The following is a 20,208-nucleotide window of genomic DNA, read 5'->3' on the forward strand; positions in this document are numbered from 1 at the left end:
TCCAAAGGTTTGTGCTCAGAGGAGTGGGATAGATGACAAAGTTCCGGCTGGCAATCATCGCCACAGCCTTTACAGCCCTGATCGGTCTCGCCGTGGCCAACTGGTACATCACCTTGCACCGCCAGCCGGGTCAGTCGTCCACTGTGATCGACGCCAGGCTGGAGCCCGGTGGACCCTTCACCATGGTCGACCAGAACGGCAATCCGGTGACCGAAGCGATGCTGAAAGGCAAGTGGACGGCGGTCTTCTTCGGCTACACCTACTGCCCGGACTATTGTCCGTTCACCCTGCAGACCCTGGCTGCGGTCCAGAAGAAGCTGGGCGACAAGGCAAAGACTTTCCAGATCGTCTTCGTCACCATCGATCCGGCGCGCGACACGCCTGCCAATCTGAAGGCCTATCTGGCGAGCGGCGGCATGCCAAAAGACACGATCGGCCTGACAGGCACCCAGGCCCAGGTCGACAAGATCGCCAAAGAATACCGGACCGCCGTCCAGCGCGTCGGCAGCGGCGACACCTACAGCTTCCAGCACAGCACGGCCGTCTATCTGATGGATCCGCACGGTATCTATAACAGCGCCTTTACCTATGATCTGGGCGCCGACACCATGACGAAGCTGATCAAGGACGCTATGTCAGGACGTTAGGACGATTGCGGGTCCAGGCGAAGATATGGCGTTTGTGGGCGGCTTTAAATGCTGCGTAATCTGCTGAGTCTACAGCAATTTTTAACGCGGAAAGCGCGGAAAAGTCAGAAAGACGCCGAAATTTAGGACATGTTAACGCCCGCGCGAAGCGCCTTCTATTCGCAAAGTTTGCCACAAGCGCGGAACGAAAAGCGCTGCGCGCGATAGAAGCAAGACCCTAAATTTCCGCATCTTTCCGCGTAAGCGCACCGTCAGGTGCGCGTTTCGGCGCTTTCCGCGGTGAAAATTACTGTAAAATCAGAAAATTCTTCGCAGGTGTAGCCGAGCGCAGAAGGAACACCCGTCTCCATAGCCGTTGGCGCGAGGCAATGTCCTACTATAGCGATCATGAAAAAAGGGCCGCCTCATCAGAGGCGGCCCGTCATTTTCCGTAAGCTACAGCCGGTTTCTATTGACCGACGTGAATGGTAGCGCGGCGGTTTTCAGCGTTCTTGACGCCATCGCCAGTCGGCACAGCCAGATCGGCCTCGCCCTTCCAGTCGGTCGTCACAGCCGAGGCCGGCACACCCAGCTGGATCAGGCCGTCGGCGACCATGCGAGCCCGCTTTTGCGACAGCTTGACGTTATAGGCCGCGCCGCCCGAGGTGTCGGCATGACCGGTCACGGAAACCGGAGCGCCGGGTTCGCTGGTCGCCTGGCGGGCGGCGTCGGCCATGATGGCCTGGCCATCGGCGGTCGGCATCGCGCTGTTGAACGGGAAGTAGACGGTGAAGTCGCGGCGAGCCGAAGGTGCGATTGGGGCAACGACCGGGCCAGGCGAGCTGTAATCGGCGGGCGTCTTGTTCGACTCCGGTTCGACGATCGACGACGTGACGGGCTCGACGGGGGCCGCCGGGGCGCCGAAGGCCCAACGCAGACCGATGGTCAGGCTGTGGTCACGGAGCTTGCCGGCCAGGTGCGCGTCGTAGGTGTCCTCGATCAGGGTCGTACCGTAATAGTCGGCATTGGCCGGCGCCAGGCGGGCATTGGTCGGGGCGTGGCGGTCGCATTCGCTGCCGCAACCGTCGTAATAGTCATAGTAGGAGGTGTCGACGCGGACGCCGTAGCTGCGCTTTTGCAGTTCGAGATAGCGGTAGGTCAGATCGACATTGAGATGTTCCGACACAGACCAGGCCAGGCCGGCGATCAGCTGATAGGCGCCGACCGTCTTCTTTTCATGGATCGAATAGGTCTCGCTGTAGTTGGGATCGACATAGGCGCCGGTATAGTCGGTTTCAACGCGCGCCACACCCAGGCCGGCGCCGATATAGGGATGCAGTTTGCGTTCGGGCGCAATGTCGTACAACACGTTGAACATGACGGTCGTGATGTCGAGCGTACCACGGCCAGCCGAGCTGTCGTCTTCGCTGTCGCTGCTGTAATCACCGGCAATGCCCGTGCGGATATCGCCCGGGCGCTGGCCGTATTCGATTTCGGCGCGCCAGTTCGGCGTCAGTTGGTTACCGGCGCGGATAAAGGCGGCGCCCTTGGAATGGGTATCCAGCGTGTAGCTGCTGTCTTCGTTTATATCGGTGATCGCAAGCTGGTTGGCGCCGCTGACCACCTTTTCATTCGAACTGGAAGACGACGATTCCTGCGGCGTTTCGGTATGCGAAACCAGCGTCACGTCACGGACGAACAGCTTTTCCTTTTCCATGTCGTGCGCGCCGACATCGGCGGCAATATACCAGCCGAGCGTCGTATGGGCTGAGGCAGCCGCCGCCACCAGCGACAGGGCACAAACAAGGCCGGCAACGATTTTTCCGCGCATAACACGCTCCAAAATAAATAGCTGAAAAGTATGGTAACTTGTATCTTAACAGAAAGGTCAAACTACGAGAATTCGGTTATGTCAAATGCGGCAAGATGGGGGCGGCATTGCGTCATTTACGCCGCAGTTATGCCCGATACGGGCGCAAAATGGCACAGTCTTCGCTTGGCGGGGGAGTCCTCCCGAAAACCATGCTCGCATCACGCTTGCGTGCCTGTGGGTCGCGCAAGCGTGATTGGCCCACCCGCGCCGTTTTTGCTATAGATGTTTCACGGGCTTCGGTCCGTATATCATCTCCGGATTCTTATCACGGAGCCGACACAGGCTATTGTGCCTAACAGCAGGCCTCTTACCTCCGGGTAAGAGGCCTTCGTTGTTTTGGGGCACTGTGTTAGGGCTGGTTGCCGTTCATGAAAGACCGTCCATGGCCTCCAGCAGATTTTCCGTCATGTCGCGTGTACGCAGTTTTGGTTATGCCCTCCAGGGCCTCGCCTTCATGTTCCGTACCCAGCATAATGCCTGGCTGCATGGCGTGGCGACGGTCTGCACCATTGTCTTGGCAGCCTGGCTACGCCTCGATCCCGGCGACTGGTGCTGGTTGATCGTCGCGATCGCCATGGTGTGGGTGGCGGAAGCCTTCAATACGGCCGTCGAATATGTCTGCGACGTGGTCTCGCCCCACTACAGCGACGCCGTGAAGCGCGCCAAGGACATCGCCGCCGGCGCCGTCCTCATCTGCGCCGTCGCCGCGGTCCTGATCGGCGCGATCACATTGTGGCCCTATGTCGCGGCGACGATCAAGGTCATGGGCGGCCCGGTTTATCTGTAAATCCCGACCGTAGTACAGCCTTTACGACAGGGCTATTGCCATTTAGTACGATACGTATTATGAATCCAATCTAATACGGACCGTACTAAATGACACCGCTGGGCTATGCATTACTAGGATTGATACGAAGCGAACCCCGCAGCGGCTATGCCTTGCGCAAGGTTTTTGAGACCACGCCCATGGGCAGTTACTCCAGCAGCCCGGGTAGCATCTATCCGGCGCTCAAGTCGCTGGAAAAGACCGGCATGGTCGAAAGCCAACCGTCCGGCGGCAGCAAGACGCGCTTTCATATTACCCCTGCCGGCGAGGCGGCCTTCGATGCCTGGCTGACGGAACCGGTCACGGCGACAGAAGGCCGGGACATTGCCCTGCTGCGTTTCGCCTTCCTGCAGGACCACCCCAACCGTCAGCTATCGCTTGACTTCCTGCTGTCCTTCGCCAGGGCGGCGCACAGCCAGGTTGTCGGCCTCAAAACCTTCATGGCCGCTGATCTCTACCAGTCCATGCCGCTGCAAAGCCGGCTGGCGGTGCAGCACGGTCTGAGAGTCAGCGAAGCGTCCGCCGAATGGGCGGCCGATGCCTATAAACAGCTCAACGAGGAGAATGCCCGATGAAAGTGCTTATGCCTGTATTTAAGATAGCCGCCGTCTGGCTGACCCTGCTTATCGGTCAGGTGCTTGGCGGCCTCGTCTCTGAAATTCTGTTCCATCCGCCGGCCATGACAATGCTCAATGACGGTGGTCTGGACCTTACCCAGGCGCTCGCCATCGTTACCGGTGTTTTTGCCGTCATCCTGTCGGCCCTGGCAGCCCGAATGCGCGGCCCCTTCCTTACCCGGACGATCTATCTTCTGGTCTTTTTCTACTGCCTGCAAACCGTGCTGTCGCTGATCGAGGCTGTCTATTTCAACGCCTATCTCAAGCTTGCGACATCGACCTTATGGATGATTGCCGTGGGTAATCTGATCCAGGCCGTACTCGCCACTGTCGTCGCAACAGCTTTGTTCCATGGTTCCGATGAAACGCCCGAACGGTTCACGGGGCATTTGTGGAAGGCGGTCCTGATCAGCCTGTTGTATGTTGTCGTCTATTTCGGTGCCGGCGCCATGATCGCCTGGCAGGGCGCGGCGGTGCGTGCCTACTACCAGCAGGGCATGCATATCGACATGCCGCAGTTGACCCTGCTTCAGGTCGGACGCGGCCTGATCTGGGCCGGACTGGCCTATATCGGTGCGCGCCAACTCAGCGGACCGCGGCTGTCGCGCGCCCTGCTGACCGGTGTCGCCTTCTCCGGCTTTATGGCGATACAACTTCTCATTCCGTCCAGCTTCATGCCGTGGCCGGTGCGCGTGATGCATCTGATGGAGGTCGGATCATCCAACTTCCTGTTCGGCTTCCTCGCCGCCTGGATCTGGATGATCGGCATGAAGCCGAAGGCGTCTTAAACGCCTAAGCTGAGTTCGAACGATCGGTTTGTCGCCCGCAGTTTTCCGGTCGTGAAGTACTGGACCACGGATCACCCTCAGCTAAAGCTTCGGGCGCCACGGATGCCGCTTCGCGGACACAGATAAGACACGGTTCACAGCCTTACCCGGAATTATATCGCGCGAATCAAGGGATTGAAGCGCTTGCGCTTCGTGAAGACTGGCTTCGGCAGTGGCAGATGCGCACCGCAAGCGCTGTTCCATCCGTGTATATCCGCGTTCGCGAAGCGGCATCCGTGTCACCCTGAGCGACAGCGAAGGTGATCCGTGTTCGAAGTCTTCCCTGCAGGGGGCCCTATAGTACTGACTGCGGCCGTTATCGACTCTTATGCGAAGTGCACCGCCGACGCCTGATAAACGGGGTGACCAAAGTAGGGCCAAGACCTAAAGCCGTTGGTATTACATGCGCCTACAGCTTGGCCTCCAGCCGCAGTTCGCCTTTGAACAGGTCGCGCAGGCGGTCGGCATCGCGCTGGCCCACGATCGGCATCTTGCCGTCGTACAGCTCCTCGGTGATGATGCCGGCCGCCTCGCACTGATCCAGGACGTGGGTCAGAAGCCCGGCGTCATACTGCCCCTTGGCGACGCCGAAGGTCTTCATCCGTGTCGTGTAATCGGCCGTCGCCGACTTGCCCAGGACATGCTCGATCAGCTTCTTGCGCCCTCGCGGACCGTTGAAACGATACAGCGCCGACATCAGCATCTGCGCCGGCTCTGTAACATCGCGCACCTTGCCGCGCGACAGGCAGTTGTCGCAACTGCCGCACGCCGCACCCGGGTCCTCGCCGAAATACTGTTTCACCGCCTGGCGCCGGCATTGCGGCCCCAGGACCAAAGCGAAGAAGTCGCGCGCCTTCTGCTTCTGCACGCTCTGGTCCGGCGCGCCTTCCTGCTCGCGCAACCCTAAACGGCGCACGGCCCAGCCTAGGTCGCCCGGCGCGTAGAAGCACACGCCCGAGGCCGGCTTGCCATCGCGCCCGGCGCGACCGACCTCCTGCCAGTAGGCCTCCATAGACGACGGCGGATCGGCATGGATGACAAAGCGCACGTCGGCCTTGTTGATCCCCATGCCAAAGGCGATGGTCGCCACCATGATCTTGGCCTTGCCGGCCATAAAGGCCTTCAGCCGGTCCTCGCGCACATTGGCCGACAGGCCGGCGTGGTAGGCTGCCGCGGAAAAGCCTTCCTGGTTCAGCGACCGCGCCAGCTTTTCGGTGCCGTCGCGCGATCCACAATAGATGATGCCGGCGGCGCCCTTCTGTTTTTGCAGCAGGGCGGTGATTTCCTTCAGGATCGCGCTTTTGCGGCGGACGAAGCGCAGGGAGAGGTTGGGACGGTCAAAGCCGGCAACGACCTCGACCGCCTGGTCGATATGCAGGGCGGCCTTGATATCGGCCCGCGTCAGATGATCGGCGGTCGCCGTCAGGGCCAGGATCTGCACCTTGGGAAACAGGGTCTTGACCTGGCCCAGGGCGCGATATTCGGTACGGAAGTCGTGACCCCACTGGCTGATACAGTGCGCTTCGTCGATGGCGATCAGATTGACTGGCATGCGGCTCAGCTTGTCGCGGACGAAGGGCTGCGCCAGGGCTTCCGGCGACAGGTACAGAAGGTCCAGTTGACCGGCGAGTGCCAGGTCCCACAGGTCGCCGCGTTCGTTCATGTTCAGCGAGGAATCGAGCCTGGCCGCGCGCACGCCGCGCTGCTCCAGGGCGGTCACCTGGTCGCTCATCAGCGCGATCAGCGGCGAGATGACCAGGCCGATGCCAGGGCGCAAGATAGCGGGAATCTGGTAGCACAGGCTCTTGCCACCGCCGGTCGGCAGGACGGCCAGGACGTCTTTTCCGGCCAGGACGGCGGAGATGACCTCGGCCTGCTTGCCGCGGAATTCCTCGTAGCCGAAAATGCGATGCAGGATATCCTGGGCACCAGACAGCGCGCCGTCCGGCGCCTCAGTACGTTCGATCAGGGATGCGGACATGCCTCCTGCCTACGGCGTTTCGCTGGCGGCATCAAGCCTGCGCGTTGTCACGCCGGGCTTTTTGCGCTGAGCTGTGTCAACACAAGGCCACCGACCAGTATGGCCACGCCGGCAAGCCGCAGTGCCGAGACCGGCCGGGCCGCCATACCCAACAGACCGAAGTGATCGATCAGGGTACTGGTCAGGATTTGCGCTGCGACAGCGAACAGGATGGTATTGCCAACCCCGAAACGCGGCGCCAGGACCGACACGCTCAGCACATAGAAGGCGACGATCAACCCGCCGCAGAACATCCATATCGGCGCCTGCCGAACGGCCATGACGCCGTGCGTGCCGGCAAAGACCAGGACGCCAGCGGAACAGGTCAGTCCGATGACGAACAGGATCGCCACAGACAGGACCGGATTGCCGGTCAGCCGGGCCAGGGCGCCGTTGCACACCGCCAGGACGGGAATCAGCGCCCCGGCGGCGAAAGCCCAGACGGCGTAGTGGAGATTGCCCATGGGCTCATCCCTTTGTTCGGCGTTGCGTGACACTTTCACCGCCGATACCCCAATTGTCGAGTTCGACCTCGTCTATGACCACCACCGTCGTCTCCGGATTTTTATCTAGGACGGTGACCAGCAGATCGGTCACACCCTTGATCAGGGCCGCCTTTTGCTCGGCGGTCGCGCCTTCGCGGGTGATCCTGATATTGACATATGGCATGGTGGTTCCTTTCCTGAACAGCCCTGGCGGATATATCGGGATGCGGCACGCTGGAACAAGTCATCAACCGGAATGAATTCCAGGCTGTGGCCTTTCCGAAAACCCATGAACCAGGTATCGGGTCCAGGGTCCGAGACCCTGGCTTAATTTTGCCAAATTGCCACCGTCTAGTAACCATGGGGCTTTCACACAGGTTTCGCGCGACAGCGGCACCGTCAGCGGTTATAAGATCGCTTGGGCGGTACATGGCGCGTGTAGACTGATGCCAGAAGTGTCAAGGAGTCTTTATGGCTAAGGGAATATCCCCGGCTGGGGGGAAAAAGATGGGCCGGCGTTCGCCGCTACAGGCCGTATTCTACTGGGGGACGATCCTCGTCATCTGGGCGGCGATTTTTGCCGTAGCCTTCCTGGCGGTCATGAGTTTCGACCTGCCCGACACGTCGAATCTTTACCAAACCAACCGCCAGCCTTCGATTACCTATCTTGACCGGTCCGGTGCGCTGATCGCCGTGCGCGGCTCGCAATATGCGCCGCCGGTCGATATCGACAGCCTGCCCGACTATGTGCCCCTGGCCTTTGTGGCCATCGAAGATCGCCGCTTCTTCCAGCATCCGGGCTTTGATCCCGTCGGCATTACCCGCGCCCTGATGCGGAACCTGACCAAGAAGAAGGGCTCCAACCTGGCGGGTGGTTCGACCATTACCCAGCAACTGGCGCGTAACCTGTTCCTGTCGGCCAACCAGAACATGAAGCGCAAGATCCAGGAACTGATGCTGGCTGTGTGGCTGGAACACAAGTTTACTAAGAAGCAGATCCTGGGCCTTTACCTCAACCGCGTCTATTTCGGCGCCGGCGCCTATGGCATCGAAGCCGCCTCGCAGCGCTATTTCAACAAGGCCGCCAAGGACCTGACGGTGGGCGAAGCGGCCATGCTGGCCGGCATGATGAAGGGGCCCTCGGCCTATTCGCCATTGTCGGACCAGGAACGCGCCAAGCGCCGCACCCTGGTCGTGCTCAATGAAATGGTCGACGCCAAGGTCATCTCGGCCGCACAACGCGCCGAGGTCCTGTCGCAACCGATCAAGGTGTCGAAGACCCTGGCCACCGCGCACGCGCAGTATTTTGTCGACTGGCTGGACGGCCAGATCAACGGTCTGGTTGATCCGAAAAATACCGAAGACCTGATCGTCGACACCACGCTTGACCTGCCGATCCAGACCGACGCCGAACGCGCGGTCCAGACCATCATGGCGCGCGACGCCAAGAAGGGCGTACAACAGGCCGCCGTGGTTTCGGTCGATGGCGATGGTCGTATCCGCGCCATGATCGGTGGCGTTTCCTACGCCGATTCCCAGTTCAACCGCGCGGTCGACGCGCACCGCCAGGCCGGTTCGTCGTTCAAGCCGTTCGTCTATCTGACCGCCATGGAACAGGGCTACCAGCCGACGACACCCGTGGTCGACGAACCCTACAGCATCGGCGACTGGGCACCGGAAAACTACACCAAGAAATATCTCGGCCTGATCGACCTGCAGTACGCATTGGCCGAGTCGGTCAATACGGTCGCCGCGCGCCTGGCCAACGATGTCGGTCGCGACAATGTCGCCCGCACCGCCCGTCGCGTCGGCCTGATCTCCAAGCTCAATACCGACCCGGCCATGGCGCTGGGCACTGCCGAAGTGACGCCGCTGGAAATGGCCCAGGCCTATATTCCCTTCTCCAATGGCGGCATCAAGGCCGATGTCCATGGCATCATCCGTGTACGGACGGCCTCAGGCAAGGTCTTGTATCAGCACCGTGTGCCGGGCCAGAACGATGCTCGCGTCCGCGTCATCAACAACCCGCCGCTACAGGAAATGAACCAGATGATGCGCGGCGTCATGGCGCGCGGCACCGGCACCGGCGCCCAGATTCCGGGCTATGACCTGGCCGGCAAGACGGGGACGACCTCGGACTATCGCGACGCCTGGTTTGACGGCTTTACCGGCGGTTTCGTGACCATTGTGTGGGTCGGACGCGACGACAACACCTCCATGCCCGGCAAGGTGACCGGCGCTGGTACGCCCGCTGCCATCTGGAAGACCTATATGGTCAGTGCGCTGAAGCGTATTCAGGTGACGCCGATCCCCGCCGGTCCGCCCAATACCAGCCTTGGCACTGTGGCCGAAGACGCGCTGAAGGACCTGCTGGGTACCCAGGCGAACACTGTCGCGCCGACCACGGACATTCCGGCCAATGACAATGGAAACGGCGAACCGCCGATCGTCACCATGGAGCCGATCCCCAATCCGGAAGAAAAGCCGAAGAAGGACAAGGCGGACGGGGCTCTAGACGACATCTTCTCCGAAGCCCAAAAGAAGAGCCAGTAGCCTCACTGGGCGGTTTGAAAACCGCTTCGATACATATTCAAGCTGGAATCGACCGCGTAGCGGTCAGTTTCGAAAGAAGGTTTGAAACACGAATGAACACGAATAAGCACGAATAAGGCGTGCCCTACCGGGCACGTGTGTACCTGATCATTCTGTTCGAAACGCCACCCTTTAGCGGCCTTTACCCTTGGATGCGCTGCGCGCGGCTATTTAATCGACGAGCGGAACCGCCAAGCTCCCGCGACCGTTAGGGCGCGTCTTATTCGTGTTCATTCGTGTTTCAAACCTTCTTGCGACCGTCTCAGTGACCGCTTCAGCCTACCGGTCTATTGGTAACGAAACAGGCCCTTGCCTTCGGTTTTCAGCCAGTTACGGGCGGGCTTGTAGTCGCCGCCATACAGCGCCTTCACCTCGGCCCAGAAGCGCGGGCTGTGGTCAGGGTGGCGCAGATGGGCGACCTCATGGGCGCACAGGTAGGACAGCACCGACGGTGGCGCCAGGATGATGCGCCAGGAATAACGGATGGCCTTGCGCCCCGGCGTACAGGATCCCCAGCGCCCCTTGGCGTCGAACAACGACACCTTGACGCCGTCAAAGCCCAGCCGCGCCGCATAGGCGGCCGTTTCCGTCTGCAGGGTCTTCAGCGCCTTCTGGCGCAGATAGCGCTCGATCCGGCGGGCAAAGGTCGCCGCGTCACCGCTGGTCACCAGTTGCCAGCCACCGTCGGCCGTCTGGACCGGTCGGGCCGAGATGACGCCGGCCAGTTCGGCCAGGGTCACCTCATGGCCTTTGATGGTGATGACCTGCCCTGGTGCAAACGGCTCGGGCCGGATGCAGTCGCCAAGCTTCGTGACGATCCAGTCGTGCTGTTTTCGGGTAAAATCGACAGCGTCGGCCAGCTTGGCGGGCTTGGGTGCGGTCGCAATGACCGCGCCATGGCGATCGATGCGCACCCGCACGCCGCGGGCGCGCGGATTGACGCTAAGCCGGACCTGATAGGCCCCGAAATCGACCGTATCGCCGTCCCGATAAGCCGGTTTAAACAGCGCGATCATTCAGCGAAATAAAGTCGCGGATGCGCGGATAGATTTCGTCACGGAAGCGGCGGCCATTGAACACGCCATAGTGGCCGGCGCCCTTCTGGACATACAGTTCCTTCTTCTCTGCCGGAATATTCGGGCACATCTCGTGCGCTGCCTGGGTCTGGCCGACGCCGGAAATATCGTCCTTCTCGCCTTCTACCGTCATCAGGGCGATGTCGGTGATGGCGGCACAGTCGACCTTGCGTCCCTTATGGATCAACTCACCCTTGGGCAGGGCAAATTGCTGGAACACCAGGTTGATGGTCTGCAGATAGAATTCCTCGGTCAGGTCCAGAACCGAGAGATATTCGTCGTAGAATTCCAGGTGCTTCTGCTCGCCGTCGCCGTCGCTGGCCACCAGAGAGTTGTAATAGTCCCAGTGGGCGTCGGTATGGCGCGCCTCGTTCATGCTCATGAAGCTGTAGAGCTGCACGAAGCCCGGATAGACGCGGCGGCCGACCCCCGGATAGGGGGGAGGGACCGTGTGCACCATGTTCGAGCGGAACCAGGTAAAGGGCTTTTCCTGGGCCAGGTTATTGGTCACGGTCGGATTGAAGCGGGCATCGATCGGCGAGCCCATAAAGGTCATCGACGCCGGCCGGCAAGGATCCTTGTCTTCCGACATCAGGCAGGCCGCGGCCAGGACCGGCGGTCCCGGCTGGCACACCGCCACGACATGGCAGCGCGAACCTATGGCCTGCAGCATCTCGACGATGTGGTCCATATAGGAATGGAAGTCGAAACGGCCTTCCAGCACCGGCACCTGACGGGCATTGGCCCAGTCGGTGATGTAAACGTCGTGGTCGAGCAGGAACTCCTGCACCGTTCCGCGCAGCAGGGTGGCGTAGTGACCGGACAATGGCGCCACGATCAGGACGGCAGGCGCCGGCTTTTTCTGGCCAACGCGGCGCAGGTCGGAAACGTCACGCTGGAAGCGCAACAGCGTGCACCACGGGCTGGACCAGTCTTCGATGATCGAGATGCGAACCGGATGGCCATTGATCTCGACCGAATCGATGCCCCATTCCGGCTTGCCGTAGCGCCGGGTGACGTTGCTGAACAATTCTGCGGAGGCGTAGAGCGTACGCCCAAGCGCGGTGTCGGAGGCTGGATTAAGCTTTGACCCCCAGAAATTGCGCGTCATCTGGGCCATGGCCCGCAGCGGCGCTGCCGAATAGTAGGCGTACTCGTGGAGCGAATAAAGCATTTGGTCGTTTTGCACCGGTTACTGTGACGAATAGAGGTATCATTAACAGGGCAAACCTGCCAATTGATTACGATGCGATCAATTACATTGTGATGTAAAAGGCCTTGTGCGAATGGGTGTTCGTGCAGCTCCCGGCCGACGAGATTAAGGTTTTCACCTGGTCCCTGGAAGCGAAGCTACTTCTTAATCCACCTCTTCCCGTCACTTTACGGGGAGAGGACGAGAGCTGAGCGCAGCGAAAGCGATCGGGTGAGGGGCAAATTTCACGGCCGAAACGCGCGCTTCGTCCGTGAAATTCGAGCTTTATGCCTTGTCCGACAACAACTGGGCACTGACCGTACCGTTGTCTCTACGGTGGAATTGCCCCTCACCCGGCGCTTCGCGCCGGCCTCTCCCCGTAAAGTGACGGGAAGAGGCGGATTTAAGGAGCGTCGTTGCGCTGCAGCTTGACCGCCAGCCGCGCCAGGGACGGCGTCATGTCGCCGAGGTGAGCCAACGGCACGCAGGCGGTCGGCAATTCCGGCTCACCGATCATCGCCACGGGCCGCAAGAGATAGCGAAAATCGATATGCCAGTGCTCGGGCTCATTCTTTTTCGCATTGGCCGGAACGAAGAGGCAGTCGATATCCCACGGCAGGTCGTCGCCCTGATCCAGTACGCAGTCGAAACCCGTCTCCTCGCGGGCTTCACGCAGGGCGGCGGTCAGCACGTCCTCGCCAGAATCGACGTGACCGCCGGGTTGCAACCACTGTTTCAGATGCGGATGCCACACAGTCAGCAGTGCCTCGCCCTGCGGGATCAGCACCGACGCCGTCACATGGGCAGGAAAGCACGATCGCGCCAGGCCTTCGGAAGCACCCAGCAGGTCCCGGCTGCGCGCCACCATATCCGCTTCACCGGGGTGGCGCAGGGCGTAGGCCTTAAGGGTTTCCTGGGACGTCATCGGGCGCGCGTCGTGTTACGCATCCACCTCGGCGTCCAGCGCATTTTCCTGGATGAATTCGCGGCGCGGTTCGACCAGATCGCCCATCAGCTTGGCGAACATCTCGTCCGCTTCGTCGGCGTGGTTGACCTTGACCTGCAACAGGGTGCGTGCGTCCTTGTCCAGCGTGGTTTCCCACAGCTGTTCGGCATTCATCTCGCCCAGGCCTTTATAGCGCTGGATCGTCATGCCCTTGCGGCCGGCATCGAGCACCGCCGCGACCAGATCGAGCGGGCCACGCACATCGGTCGACTTGTCCTTACGCGTAAAGACCGACACATCGCTGTATAGACTCATCAGCGCTTCGGCGCGCTCGGCCAGGCGGCGGGCGTCCTGGCTGTGCAGCAGGGCATCATCGAGGACGATCTTTTCCTGAACACCACGCCGGGCGCGTGAAAAGACGTAGCCGCCGGGACCATTGGCCGCCGTCAGGCCGGGCTCGACCGTCCACGGGCCGTCGCCGTCCTTGTTCAACCGGTCAAGCCGCACGGCCACCTGAGCGAGGTCCGGCGTGCCGCCGAACAGGCCGGCCAGGGCCGCCTGCTCGATGGCGAAGGTGGGGGCGCGTTGCGACAGGCGGTCGACGCTGGCCTTGAACGACTTGGCGGCCTTGACCTGGGCGTCGAGGTCGAGGCCAACGATGCGTTCACCGCTGCGCAGTTCCAGAACCGCATCGGTAATGCCTTCGTCGATCAGGTAGGTGTCCAGTTCCGGATCGTCCTTCAGGTAGCGCGACGACTTGCCCTTGGCGACCTTATACAGCGGCGGCTGGGCGATATAGAGATAGCCCTTCTCGATCAGCTCCGGCATTTGGCGATAGAAGAAGGTCAGCAGCAGGGTGCGGATGTGGGCGCCGTCGACATCGGCGTCGGTCATGATGATGATCTTGTGGTAGCGCAGCTTCTCGACATTGAAGTCGTCGCGGCCGATGCCGGCGCCCAGCGCGATGATCAGGGTGCCGATCTGTTCGGATGACAGCATCTTGTCGAAGCGCGCCCGCTCGACGTTCAGCACCTTGCCGCGCAACGGCAAGATGGCCTGGTTCTCACGGTTGCGCCCCTGTTTCGCCGAACCACCGGCCGAGTCACCTTCGACGATGAAGATTTCGGACTTGGCCGGATCGCGTTCCTGGCAGTCGGCGAGCTTGCCCGGCAGGCTGCTGATGTCGAGCGCCGACTTGCGCCGGGTCAGGTCGCGGGCCTTGCGGGCGGCTTCGCGGGCGGAGGCGGCTTCGATGATCTTGGCGACGATCGCCTTGGCCTCGACGGGGTTTTCTTCGAACCACTGGCTCAGCTTGTCATAGACCAGGCCTTCGACGGCCGGCCGAACTTCGGACGAGACCAGCTTGTCCTTGGTCTGGGACGAGAATTTCGGGTCGGGCACCTTGACCGACAGGACACAGGTCAGGCCTTCGCGGGCATCTTCGCCGGTGACCGTGACCTTCTCCTTCTTGGCGGCGCCGGAGCTTTCCATATAGGCCGTCATGACCCGCGTCAGGGCGCCGCGGAAGGCTGCCAGGTGGGTGCCGCCATCGCGTTGCGGGATGTTGTTGGTAAAGCACAGCATGGTTTCGTGGTAGCTGTCGTTCCATTGCAGCGCCAGGTCGACCTCGACCTTGTCACGCGCGCCGCGGACATCTACCGGCGCCTTGAGAATCGACGTCTTGGCCTTGTCGAGGTGCCTGACGAACTCGACGATACCGCCGTCGTAATGCAGGATGGTCTCGTAGGGTTCGGCATCGCGCAGGTCGGCAAAGCGGATGGAAACGCCCGAATTGAGGAAGGCCAGTTCGCGCAGGCGGTGTTCCAGCGTCTTGCGATCGAATTCGATAAAGGCGAAGGTGGTCAGAGACGGGAAGAAACGCACTTCCGAGCCGGTATAGTCGCGGCCGTTGTCGCGCTTGGGCGCGTCGCCCGTCACCTTGAGCGGGCTGACGGTCACACCGCGTTCGAAGCGCACCTCGTGCTTCTTGCCCTGGCGATAGATGGTCAGGTCGAGATAGTCGGACAGGGCGTTGACGACGCTGACGCCGACGCCGTGCAGGCCGCCCGAGACCTTGTAGCTGTTCTGGTCGAATTTTCCGCCGGCGTGCAGCTCGGTCATGATGACCTCGGCCGCCGATACGCCCTCGCCCTCGTGGATATCGACCGGGATGCCGCGGCCATCATCGGTGACCGTGCAGGAGCCGTCGACATTGAGGATGACCTCGACGCGCGTGGCGTGTCCGGCCAGCACTTCGTCGATGGCATTATCGACCACTTCGTAGACCATGTGGTGCAGCCCGGAACCGTCATCGGTGTCGCCGATATACATGCCGGGACGCTTTCTGACGGCGTCGAGACCCTTCAGGACCTTGATCGAATCAGCGCCATATTCGGTCTGGGCGGGTTCGTGCATGTCGTCAGGGGTATCGGTCATCAGATGGCCTGTCTTTTAATCAACAAAATCAACGAAGTGTCCGGCTTCAACGCGCACGCCGAGCGCACGATGTTTCAGGCCGTCAAACAGGCCCAAATCAGTGCCTGTAAAGAATGTTTGTAGGCCCAAAGCATGGGTCTCGTCAAACAATGCGTGCCTGCGCAAGGGGTCGAGATGGGCCGCCACTTCATCCAGCAACAGCAAGGGCGGACTGGCTTTGCTGCCTGTGGCAAGCCTGGCTCCCTGGGCAAGGATGATGTTGAGCAGCAGGGCCTTCTGCTCGCCGGTCGAACAGTCCGCGGCCGGACGATTTTTATCGCGGTGAAGGACATCGAGATCCATGCGATGGGGACCGTACAGCGACCGTCCGGCCTCGGCGTCGCGCGCGCGTGAGCGGCGAAATCCCTCGGCCAGGTCGCCGGCGGTGTGGTCGCGGAGCAGGGTCAGGTCGGCCTTCGGAAAAGCCCCGCCATGGCCGTCGATCTGCGCCTGCAAGGTCTCCAGCGCGTCCTGACGCGCCGCCATCATCTGGGCGCCGTTCAGGCTGAGCTTCTCTTCCAGGACGTGCAGCCAGGTTTCGTCGACACCCCTGCCTTCACGCCCCTCGGTCAGCAGCCGCAAGCGTTCGCGCAGGGCCTTTTCGTAGGCGCTGACCACGGCGGCGTGACCGGGCACGGCGGCATAGACGAGGCGGTCGAAGAAGCGCAGACGGTCGGCGCGCGCCTCGATGAACAGGCGGTCCTGGGCGGGGGTCAGCCAGATCATGCGCAGGTGGTCGAGCAGGCGTGCCGCGGGTACCGGCTGCTGGTCGATGCGGACGGTGCGTTTGTTGCGGTCGCGCGGGTCGGCGCCGGTCGCCAACTGCACCTCGTCCTCGCCGCCATGCAGCCGTGCCACCACGCCCCAGGGTTCACCTGAGGCTTCATCGGGCAGGCGGCGGCCCAGTTCGCTATAGGCGACGCCGCGCAGCCCCTTGCCGGGGTTCAGGACGCTGATGGCTTCGAGGAGATTGGTCTTGCCGGCGCCATTGGGGCCGTAGAGATAGACGCTACGGCCATTGACGGCAAAGTCCAGCCGCTCATACGAGCGGAACTCGGTCAGGGACAGGGACTGCAGGGCGTGGGATGATTTGGTCATAACTTCGGCCAGCTGGCTGGCCGTCAGCAAAAAGCGAAAGATTTGCGAAGAGCCGCCTCGAGCAAATCTTTCTCCTTATTGCCATCCACGAAAAAGTACACTGAGGCGAAGCCGAAGGACTTTTTCGTGAGTTAGACGCGCAACGGCATCAGAACGTATTGGACGCCGTTGTCGGACGGGTCCAAAACGAGTGTCGGCGATGACGCGTCCGAGAAGCGCAGTTCGACCGTATTGCCGCCGATCTGGCCCATGACGTCCAGGATGTAGCGTGCGTTGAAGCCGATATCGAGCGAGTCGTTGTCATAGTCGATTTCGGCTTCTTCGACGGCCTGGCCGGCTTCGATATTGCGCACCGACAGGGTCAGGCGGCCGGTTTCGATCGCCATCTTCACCGAGCGCGACTTTTCGGCCGAGATGGTCGAGACGCGGTCGACGGCCTTGGACAGGACGCCGGTATCGACCAGCATGACCTTGTCGTTGTTCTTCGGGATGACGCGGCCGTAGTCGGGGAAGGAGCCGTCGATGATCTTCGAGGTCAGGGAGGCGTTGCCGAACTGGAAGCGGATCTTGGCCGCCGACACGGTCAGTTCGACATAGCCTGCGCCGTCGTCGAGCAGGCGCCGCGCCTGGTCAATGGTCTTGCGCGGAATGATGACCCCGGGGCCGCCGGCCGAGCCTTCGGGCGCCGGCATTTCGGCCAGGGCCAGGCGATGGCCGTCGGTGGCGACGGCGCGCAGGTAGTTGGAGCCGTCTTCGGTCAGGGTGTGCAGGTACATGCCGTTGAGGTAGTAGCGCGTTTCCTCGGTCGAGACGGCGAAACGGGTTTTGTCGATCAGGCGTTTCAGGTCATCGCGCAGGATGGAATAGGCGACGCCGTCGTGGTCGTTCGACATGATGGGGAAGTCGCCGGCGGGCAAGACCGGCAGGGCGAAACGCGAGCGGCCGGCCGAGACCGACAGGCGCGGGTCGTCACCGGCCGAGTATTTCAGCTCGACATCGGCGCCTTCGGGCAGTTTGCGGACGATTTCATACAGGGTATGGGCGGGCGCCGTGATCTGGCCGGGCACGCTGATCGTGGCTTCGGCGGTATCGACGATTTCCATGTCGAGGTCGGTGGCCGAGAACGACACCTGGCCTTTTTCCGCCGACAGCAGGACGTTGGACAGGATGGGGATGGTGTTGCGGCGTTCGACGACGTTCTGTACGTGGCCGAGAGCTTTCAGCAGGGCGCCACGTTCGATGATGAATTGCATCTGTTAACTGTCCTATTGGTCGGTTCCGACTCGCCTTGCGGGCGGACGGGAGGCGACCTTACGCAGAATTTGCGCGAATATCAAACGGGGTTTGGGGCCTGTGGCCCCAAGACTTTCCTATTTCCTGCCTTTGCCGCCGCCCCCTTGAGGGGCGAGCGCAAAGACAGGAATTAAGCAAGGTTTTGTGGGGTCTCAGACCCCACGCCCCATTCGCTAGTTCGAGCGCAGCTTCCGCGTCAGCGCCTCGACGTCGCGCGCAATCTGGTCATCGCCCAGCAACAGCTCTTCGACCTTCTTCACCGCGTGCAGCACCGTCGTGTGGTCCCGACCGCCAAAGCGACGGCCGATATCCGGATAGGACCGTGTCGTGTGCTGCTTGCACAGCCACATCGCCACCTGACGCGGGCGGGCCACCGAGCGCGTACGGCGCTCCGACAACAGGTCCGCCTGTTTCAGCCCGAAATGATCGGCGGTCAGCTTCTGAATCTCGTCGACCGTTACGCGGCGTTCCACCGCGACCTTCAGGTTGGGCTGCAACAGCGCCATGGCTTCTTCCAAGGTCAAACTCCCTAAACGCGCGCCGGCAGATGCCACCAGAGTATTGACCGCGCCTTCAAGCTCGCGAATCGACCCCGGCACACGCTCGGCCAAAAACTGTAAAACATCGGCGCGCGGCGGCGCCATACCGGCCGCGCCCAAACGCTGCGACAACTGGGCCAGCTTGCACTCGACAATGCCCATTCGCAAAGTCTGGTCCGCCACATCGAGCGCACAGACCAGACCCGACGACAGGTGCGAACGCAACCGCGCCTCGATCTCCGTCAGCTGCGACGGCGGCCGATCGGCCGTAAACACCACACGGCGATTGTTCTCGATCAGCGAGGTCAGCGTATGAAACAGCTCCTCCTGGCTCGAGGTCTTGCCGCCGATGAAATGGACGTCGTCGACCAGCAACAGGTCGGCGCCGCGAATCTCGTCCTTGAACGCCGCCGTCGACTTGTCCATCAAGGCCTTGACGAAGGTCGAGGTGAACTTTTCCGCCGTCAGGTAAACGATCCGGGCGTCCGGACGGCGCATCTGCGCCTCCCAGCCGATGGCGTTCAGCAGGTGGGTCTTGCCGTAGCCGTAAGGCCCGTGAAAAAACACCGGATTGAAATGGCCGTCAGCCCACGACGCCACCTGGCGCGACATGCTGTAAGCGAATTCATTGCCGCGACCCGGGACAAAGCTGTCAAAGGTCAGACGCTCCTGCAAACCGCTGATGCGGTTTGACGGCGATACCTCGATTACATGCGCGTGCTGTGTCGGCGCCGCACTGGCCTGCTGCGAATGATGGCCATACCCGGCGACCTCAACCACCGGCATGACGCGGTCTGTCCGCGTCGTGCCCGCCTGGCCATTGCCGGTGCGGTTCTCGTCCTCATACTCGACGCGCGACTTGATATCGAGCACACGGGCGTCCGGATCGTGCTGTGACCACAGCTCCTGGGCGCGCCTTATGGCGTTTTTCGAAATCCAGTCCCGCGCATAGGCGGTCGGCGTCACCAGAACAGGGTCGCCGTAAGGCCCCGGTCGCACGGATGACGGTGCAACATAGGAATTATAAGGTCCTTCGCCCAATTCTCTGCGAAGGACTGACGCCACTTTAGACCATACCGTCTCAGGTAGAATCGGCGACCAGCTTGTCATGCTTGGCATTTTTTTATCGCCCCGATTATTTGCCCCATTTACCCACTCACGCATTTTGAGCCTCCCGAACGCTAAATTCCCGAGGTTTGACCTACCCCTGGGCATCGAAACGCTTGCAGACCCTTACGGCCAGAACACGCCGGACACGTCCGGCTTACGCAGTTCTAAAACCACCAGCCCGGCCTCACCCTCACCACAAGGTTGCGCCGTGTCTGGCTACTCATTGTTTGCACCCGCTACACGCTCCGATCGCGAAACCAGATAACGTATAAGCCATCAATTCCCCTGTCACGCGAACAGGGGCCGTCATCTATGCCGAACCTCGCCAAAAAAGACACCGGGAATTTGACCTGGGGTCCGTCTTCGAAGTTGTAGCGCGCTGTCTCCGGGAGGAGGCCGCGTTTGGTCAAGAAAACCGATGGACCAAAGGTCCGAATCGTTGCCGAAAGCGACCGGCATTAAAGCCGCCACCGGCGTGCCGCCGTGGTCGACTACCCCTCGCAATGACTGAAAAGCCTTGCGAAGCGGTCGTCCTTACGACAGCTTCAATTGCAACCCGGTTTGTCACCAATTCATCCGTGTTGGGATGACTTGACCGGAAGCCGACAAATTA

At 61.4% G+C, this 20,208-nt stretch carries 16 protein-coding genes; 5 read left to right on the forward strand and 11 right to left on the reverse strand.

From position 1 onward, the window contains the following. Positions 1 to 32 precede the first annotated feature (32 nt). Entirely contained in the window at positions 33 to 647 is a 615-nt protein-coding gene (locus AC1DXO_RS03755) for an SCO family protein (protein WP_476976754.1), read from the forward strand. Positions 648 to 1,095: 448 nt separating this feature from the next. On the opposite strand, the gene AC1DXO_RS03760 is transcribed toward AC1DXO_RS03755, so the two are convergent. Continuing rightward, positions 1,096 to 2,457 (reverse strand): OmpA family protein, encoded by a 1,362-nt coding sequence (locus AC1DXO_RS03760; RefSeq protein WP_476976755.1) that lies wholly within the window; start codon positions 2,455 to 2,457, stop codon positions 1,096 to 1,098. 424 nt (positions 2,458 to 2,881) lie between these two features. Between AC1DXO_RS03760 and AC1DXO_RS03765 the strand changes: the two genes are divergently transcribed. The 3 genes from AC1DXO_RS03765 (at position 2,882) to AC1DXO_RS03775 (ending at position 4,730) form a co-directional block, all read left to right on the forward strand. Further along, positions 2,882 to 3,286, forward strand: coding sequence for a diacylglycerol kinase family protein (locus AC1DXO_RS03765; protein ID WP_476976756.1), 405 nt, complete (start codon positions 2,882 to 2,884; stop codon positions 3,284 to 3,286). Between the two features lie 89 nt (positions 3,287 to 3,375). Then, positions 3,376 to 3,900 (forward strand): PadR family transcriptional regulator, encoded by a 525-nt coding sequence (locus AC1DXO_RS03770; protein ID WP_476976757.1) that lies wholly within the window; start codon positions 3,376 to 3,378, stop codon positions 3,898 to 3,900. 8 nt (positions 3,901 to 3,908) lie between these two features. Next, entirely contained in the window at positions 3,909 to 4,730 is an 822-nt protein-coding gene (locus AC1DXO_RS03775; RefSeq protein WP_476976758.1) for a hypothetical protein, read from the forward strand. Between the two features lie 448 nt (positions 4,731 to 5,178). Here the strand turns inward: AC1DXO_RS03775 and AC1DXO_RS03780 are convergent, their stop codons facing one another. The 3 genes from AC1DXO_RS03780 to AC1DXO_RS03790 are packed head-to-tail and all read right to left on the reverse strand — an operon-like array spanning position 5,179 to position 7,458. Next, on the reverse strand, positions 5,179 to 6,750 hold the full coding sequence (locus AC1DXO_RS03780) for a RecQ family ATP-dependent DNA helicase (protein WP_476976759.1): 1,572 nt from the start codon (positions 6,748 to 6,750) through the stop codon (positions 5,179 to 5,181). A 47-nt stretch (positions 6,751 to 6,797) separates the two neighbouring features. Beyond that, entirely contained in the window at positions 6,798 to 7,253 is a 456-nt protein-coding gene (locus AC1DXO_RS03785) for a DMT family transporter (protein WP_476976760.1), read from the reverse strand. A gap of 4 nt (positions 7,254 to 7,257) precedes the next feature. Continuing rightward, positions 7,258 to 7,458 carry a tautomerase family protein gene (locus tag AC1DXO_RS03790; RefSeq protein WP_476976761.1) on the reverse strand — a complete coding sequence of 67 codons (201 nt, stop codon included), beginning with the start codon at positions 7,456 to 7,458 and terminating at the stop codon, positions 7,258 to 7,260. Between the two features lie 287 nt (positions 7,459 to 7,745). Here AC1DXO_RS03790 and AC1DXO_RS03795 point away from each other — a divergent pair, with 287 nt between their 5' ends. Then, positions 7,746 to 9,827: a transglycosylase domain-containing protein gene (locus tag AC1DXO_RS03795; protein ID WP_476976762.1), complete on the forward strand. Its 2,082-nt coding sequence runs from the start codon at positions 7,746 to 7,748 to the stop codon at positions 9,825 to 9,827. Positions 9,828 to 10,153: 326 nt separating this feature from the next. On the opposite strand, the gene AC1DXO_RS03800 is transcribed toward AC1DXO_RS03795, so the two are convergent. From AC1DXO_RS03800 to dnaA, 7 genes are all read right to left on the reverse strand, one after another. Then, the gene (locus AC1DXO_RS03800) at positions 10,154 to 10,882 is read right to left on the reverse strand and encodes a M48 family metallopeptidase (RefSeq protein WP_476976763.1); all 729 of its coding nucleotides are present in this window, start codon (positions 10,880 to 10,882) and stop codon (positions 10,154 to 10,156) included. Beyond that, positions 10,866 to 12,116, reverse strand: coding sequence for a polyhydroxyalkanoate depolymerase (locus AC1DXO_RS03805; protein ID WP_476976764.1), 1,251 nt, complete (start codon positions 12,114 to 12,116; stop codon positions 10,866 to 10,868). Before AC1DXO_RS03805 ends, AC1DXO_RS03800 begins: the two co-directional genes overlap by 17 nt. 421 nt (positions 12,117 to 12,537) lie before the next feature. Further along, entirely contained in the window at positions 12,538 to 13,059 is a 522-nt protein-coding gene (locus tag AC1DXO_RS03810; RefSeq protein ID WP_476976765.1) for an NUDIX hydrolase, read from the reverse strand. A gap of 15 nt (positions 13,060 to 13,074) precedes the next feature. After that, complete coding sequence (gene gyrB / locus AC1DXO_RS03815; protein ID WP_476976766.1) at positions 13,075 to 15,516, reverse strand: DNA topoisomerase (ATP-hydrolyzing) subunit B; 2,442 nt, start codon at positions 15,514 to 15,516, stop codon at positions 13,075 to 13,077. Positions 15,517 to 15,531: 15 nt separating this feature from the next. Then, positions 15,532 to 16,653, reverse strand: a complete 1,122-nt coding sequence (recF, locus tag AC1DXO_RS03820; RefSeq protein WP_476976767.1) for a DNA replication/repair protein RecF — start codon at positions 16,651 to 16,653, stop codon at positions 15,532 to 15,534. A 131-nt stretch (positions 16,654 to 16,784) separates the two neighbouring features. Beyond that, on the reverse strand, positions 16,785 to 17,906 hold the full coding sequence (gene dnaN, locus AC1DXO_RS03825) for a DNA polymerase III subunit beta (protein ID WP_476976768.1): 1,122 nt from the start codon (positions 17,904 to 17,906) through the stop codon (positions 16,785 to 16,787). 213 nt (positions 17,907 to 18,119) lie between these two features. Continuing rightward, a complete protein-coding gene (dnaA, locus tag AC1DXO_RS03830; RefSeq protein WP_476977220.1) occupies positions 18,120 to 19,595 on the reverse strand; it encodes a chromosomal replication initiator protein DnaA in 1,476 nt (491 codons plus the stop codon). Positions 19,596 to 20,208: the final 613 nt, after the last annotated feature.

It is taken from the genome of Asticcacaulis sp. P2_C5 (genome assembly GCF_056404555.1).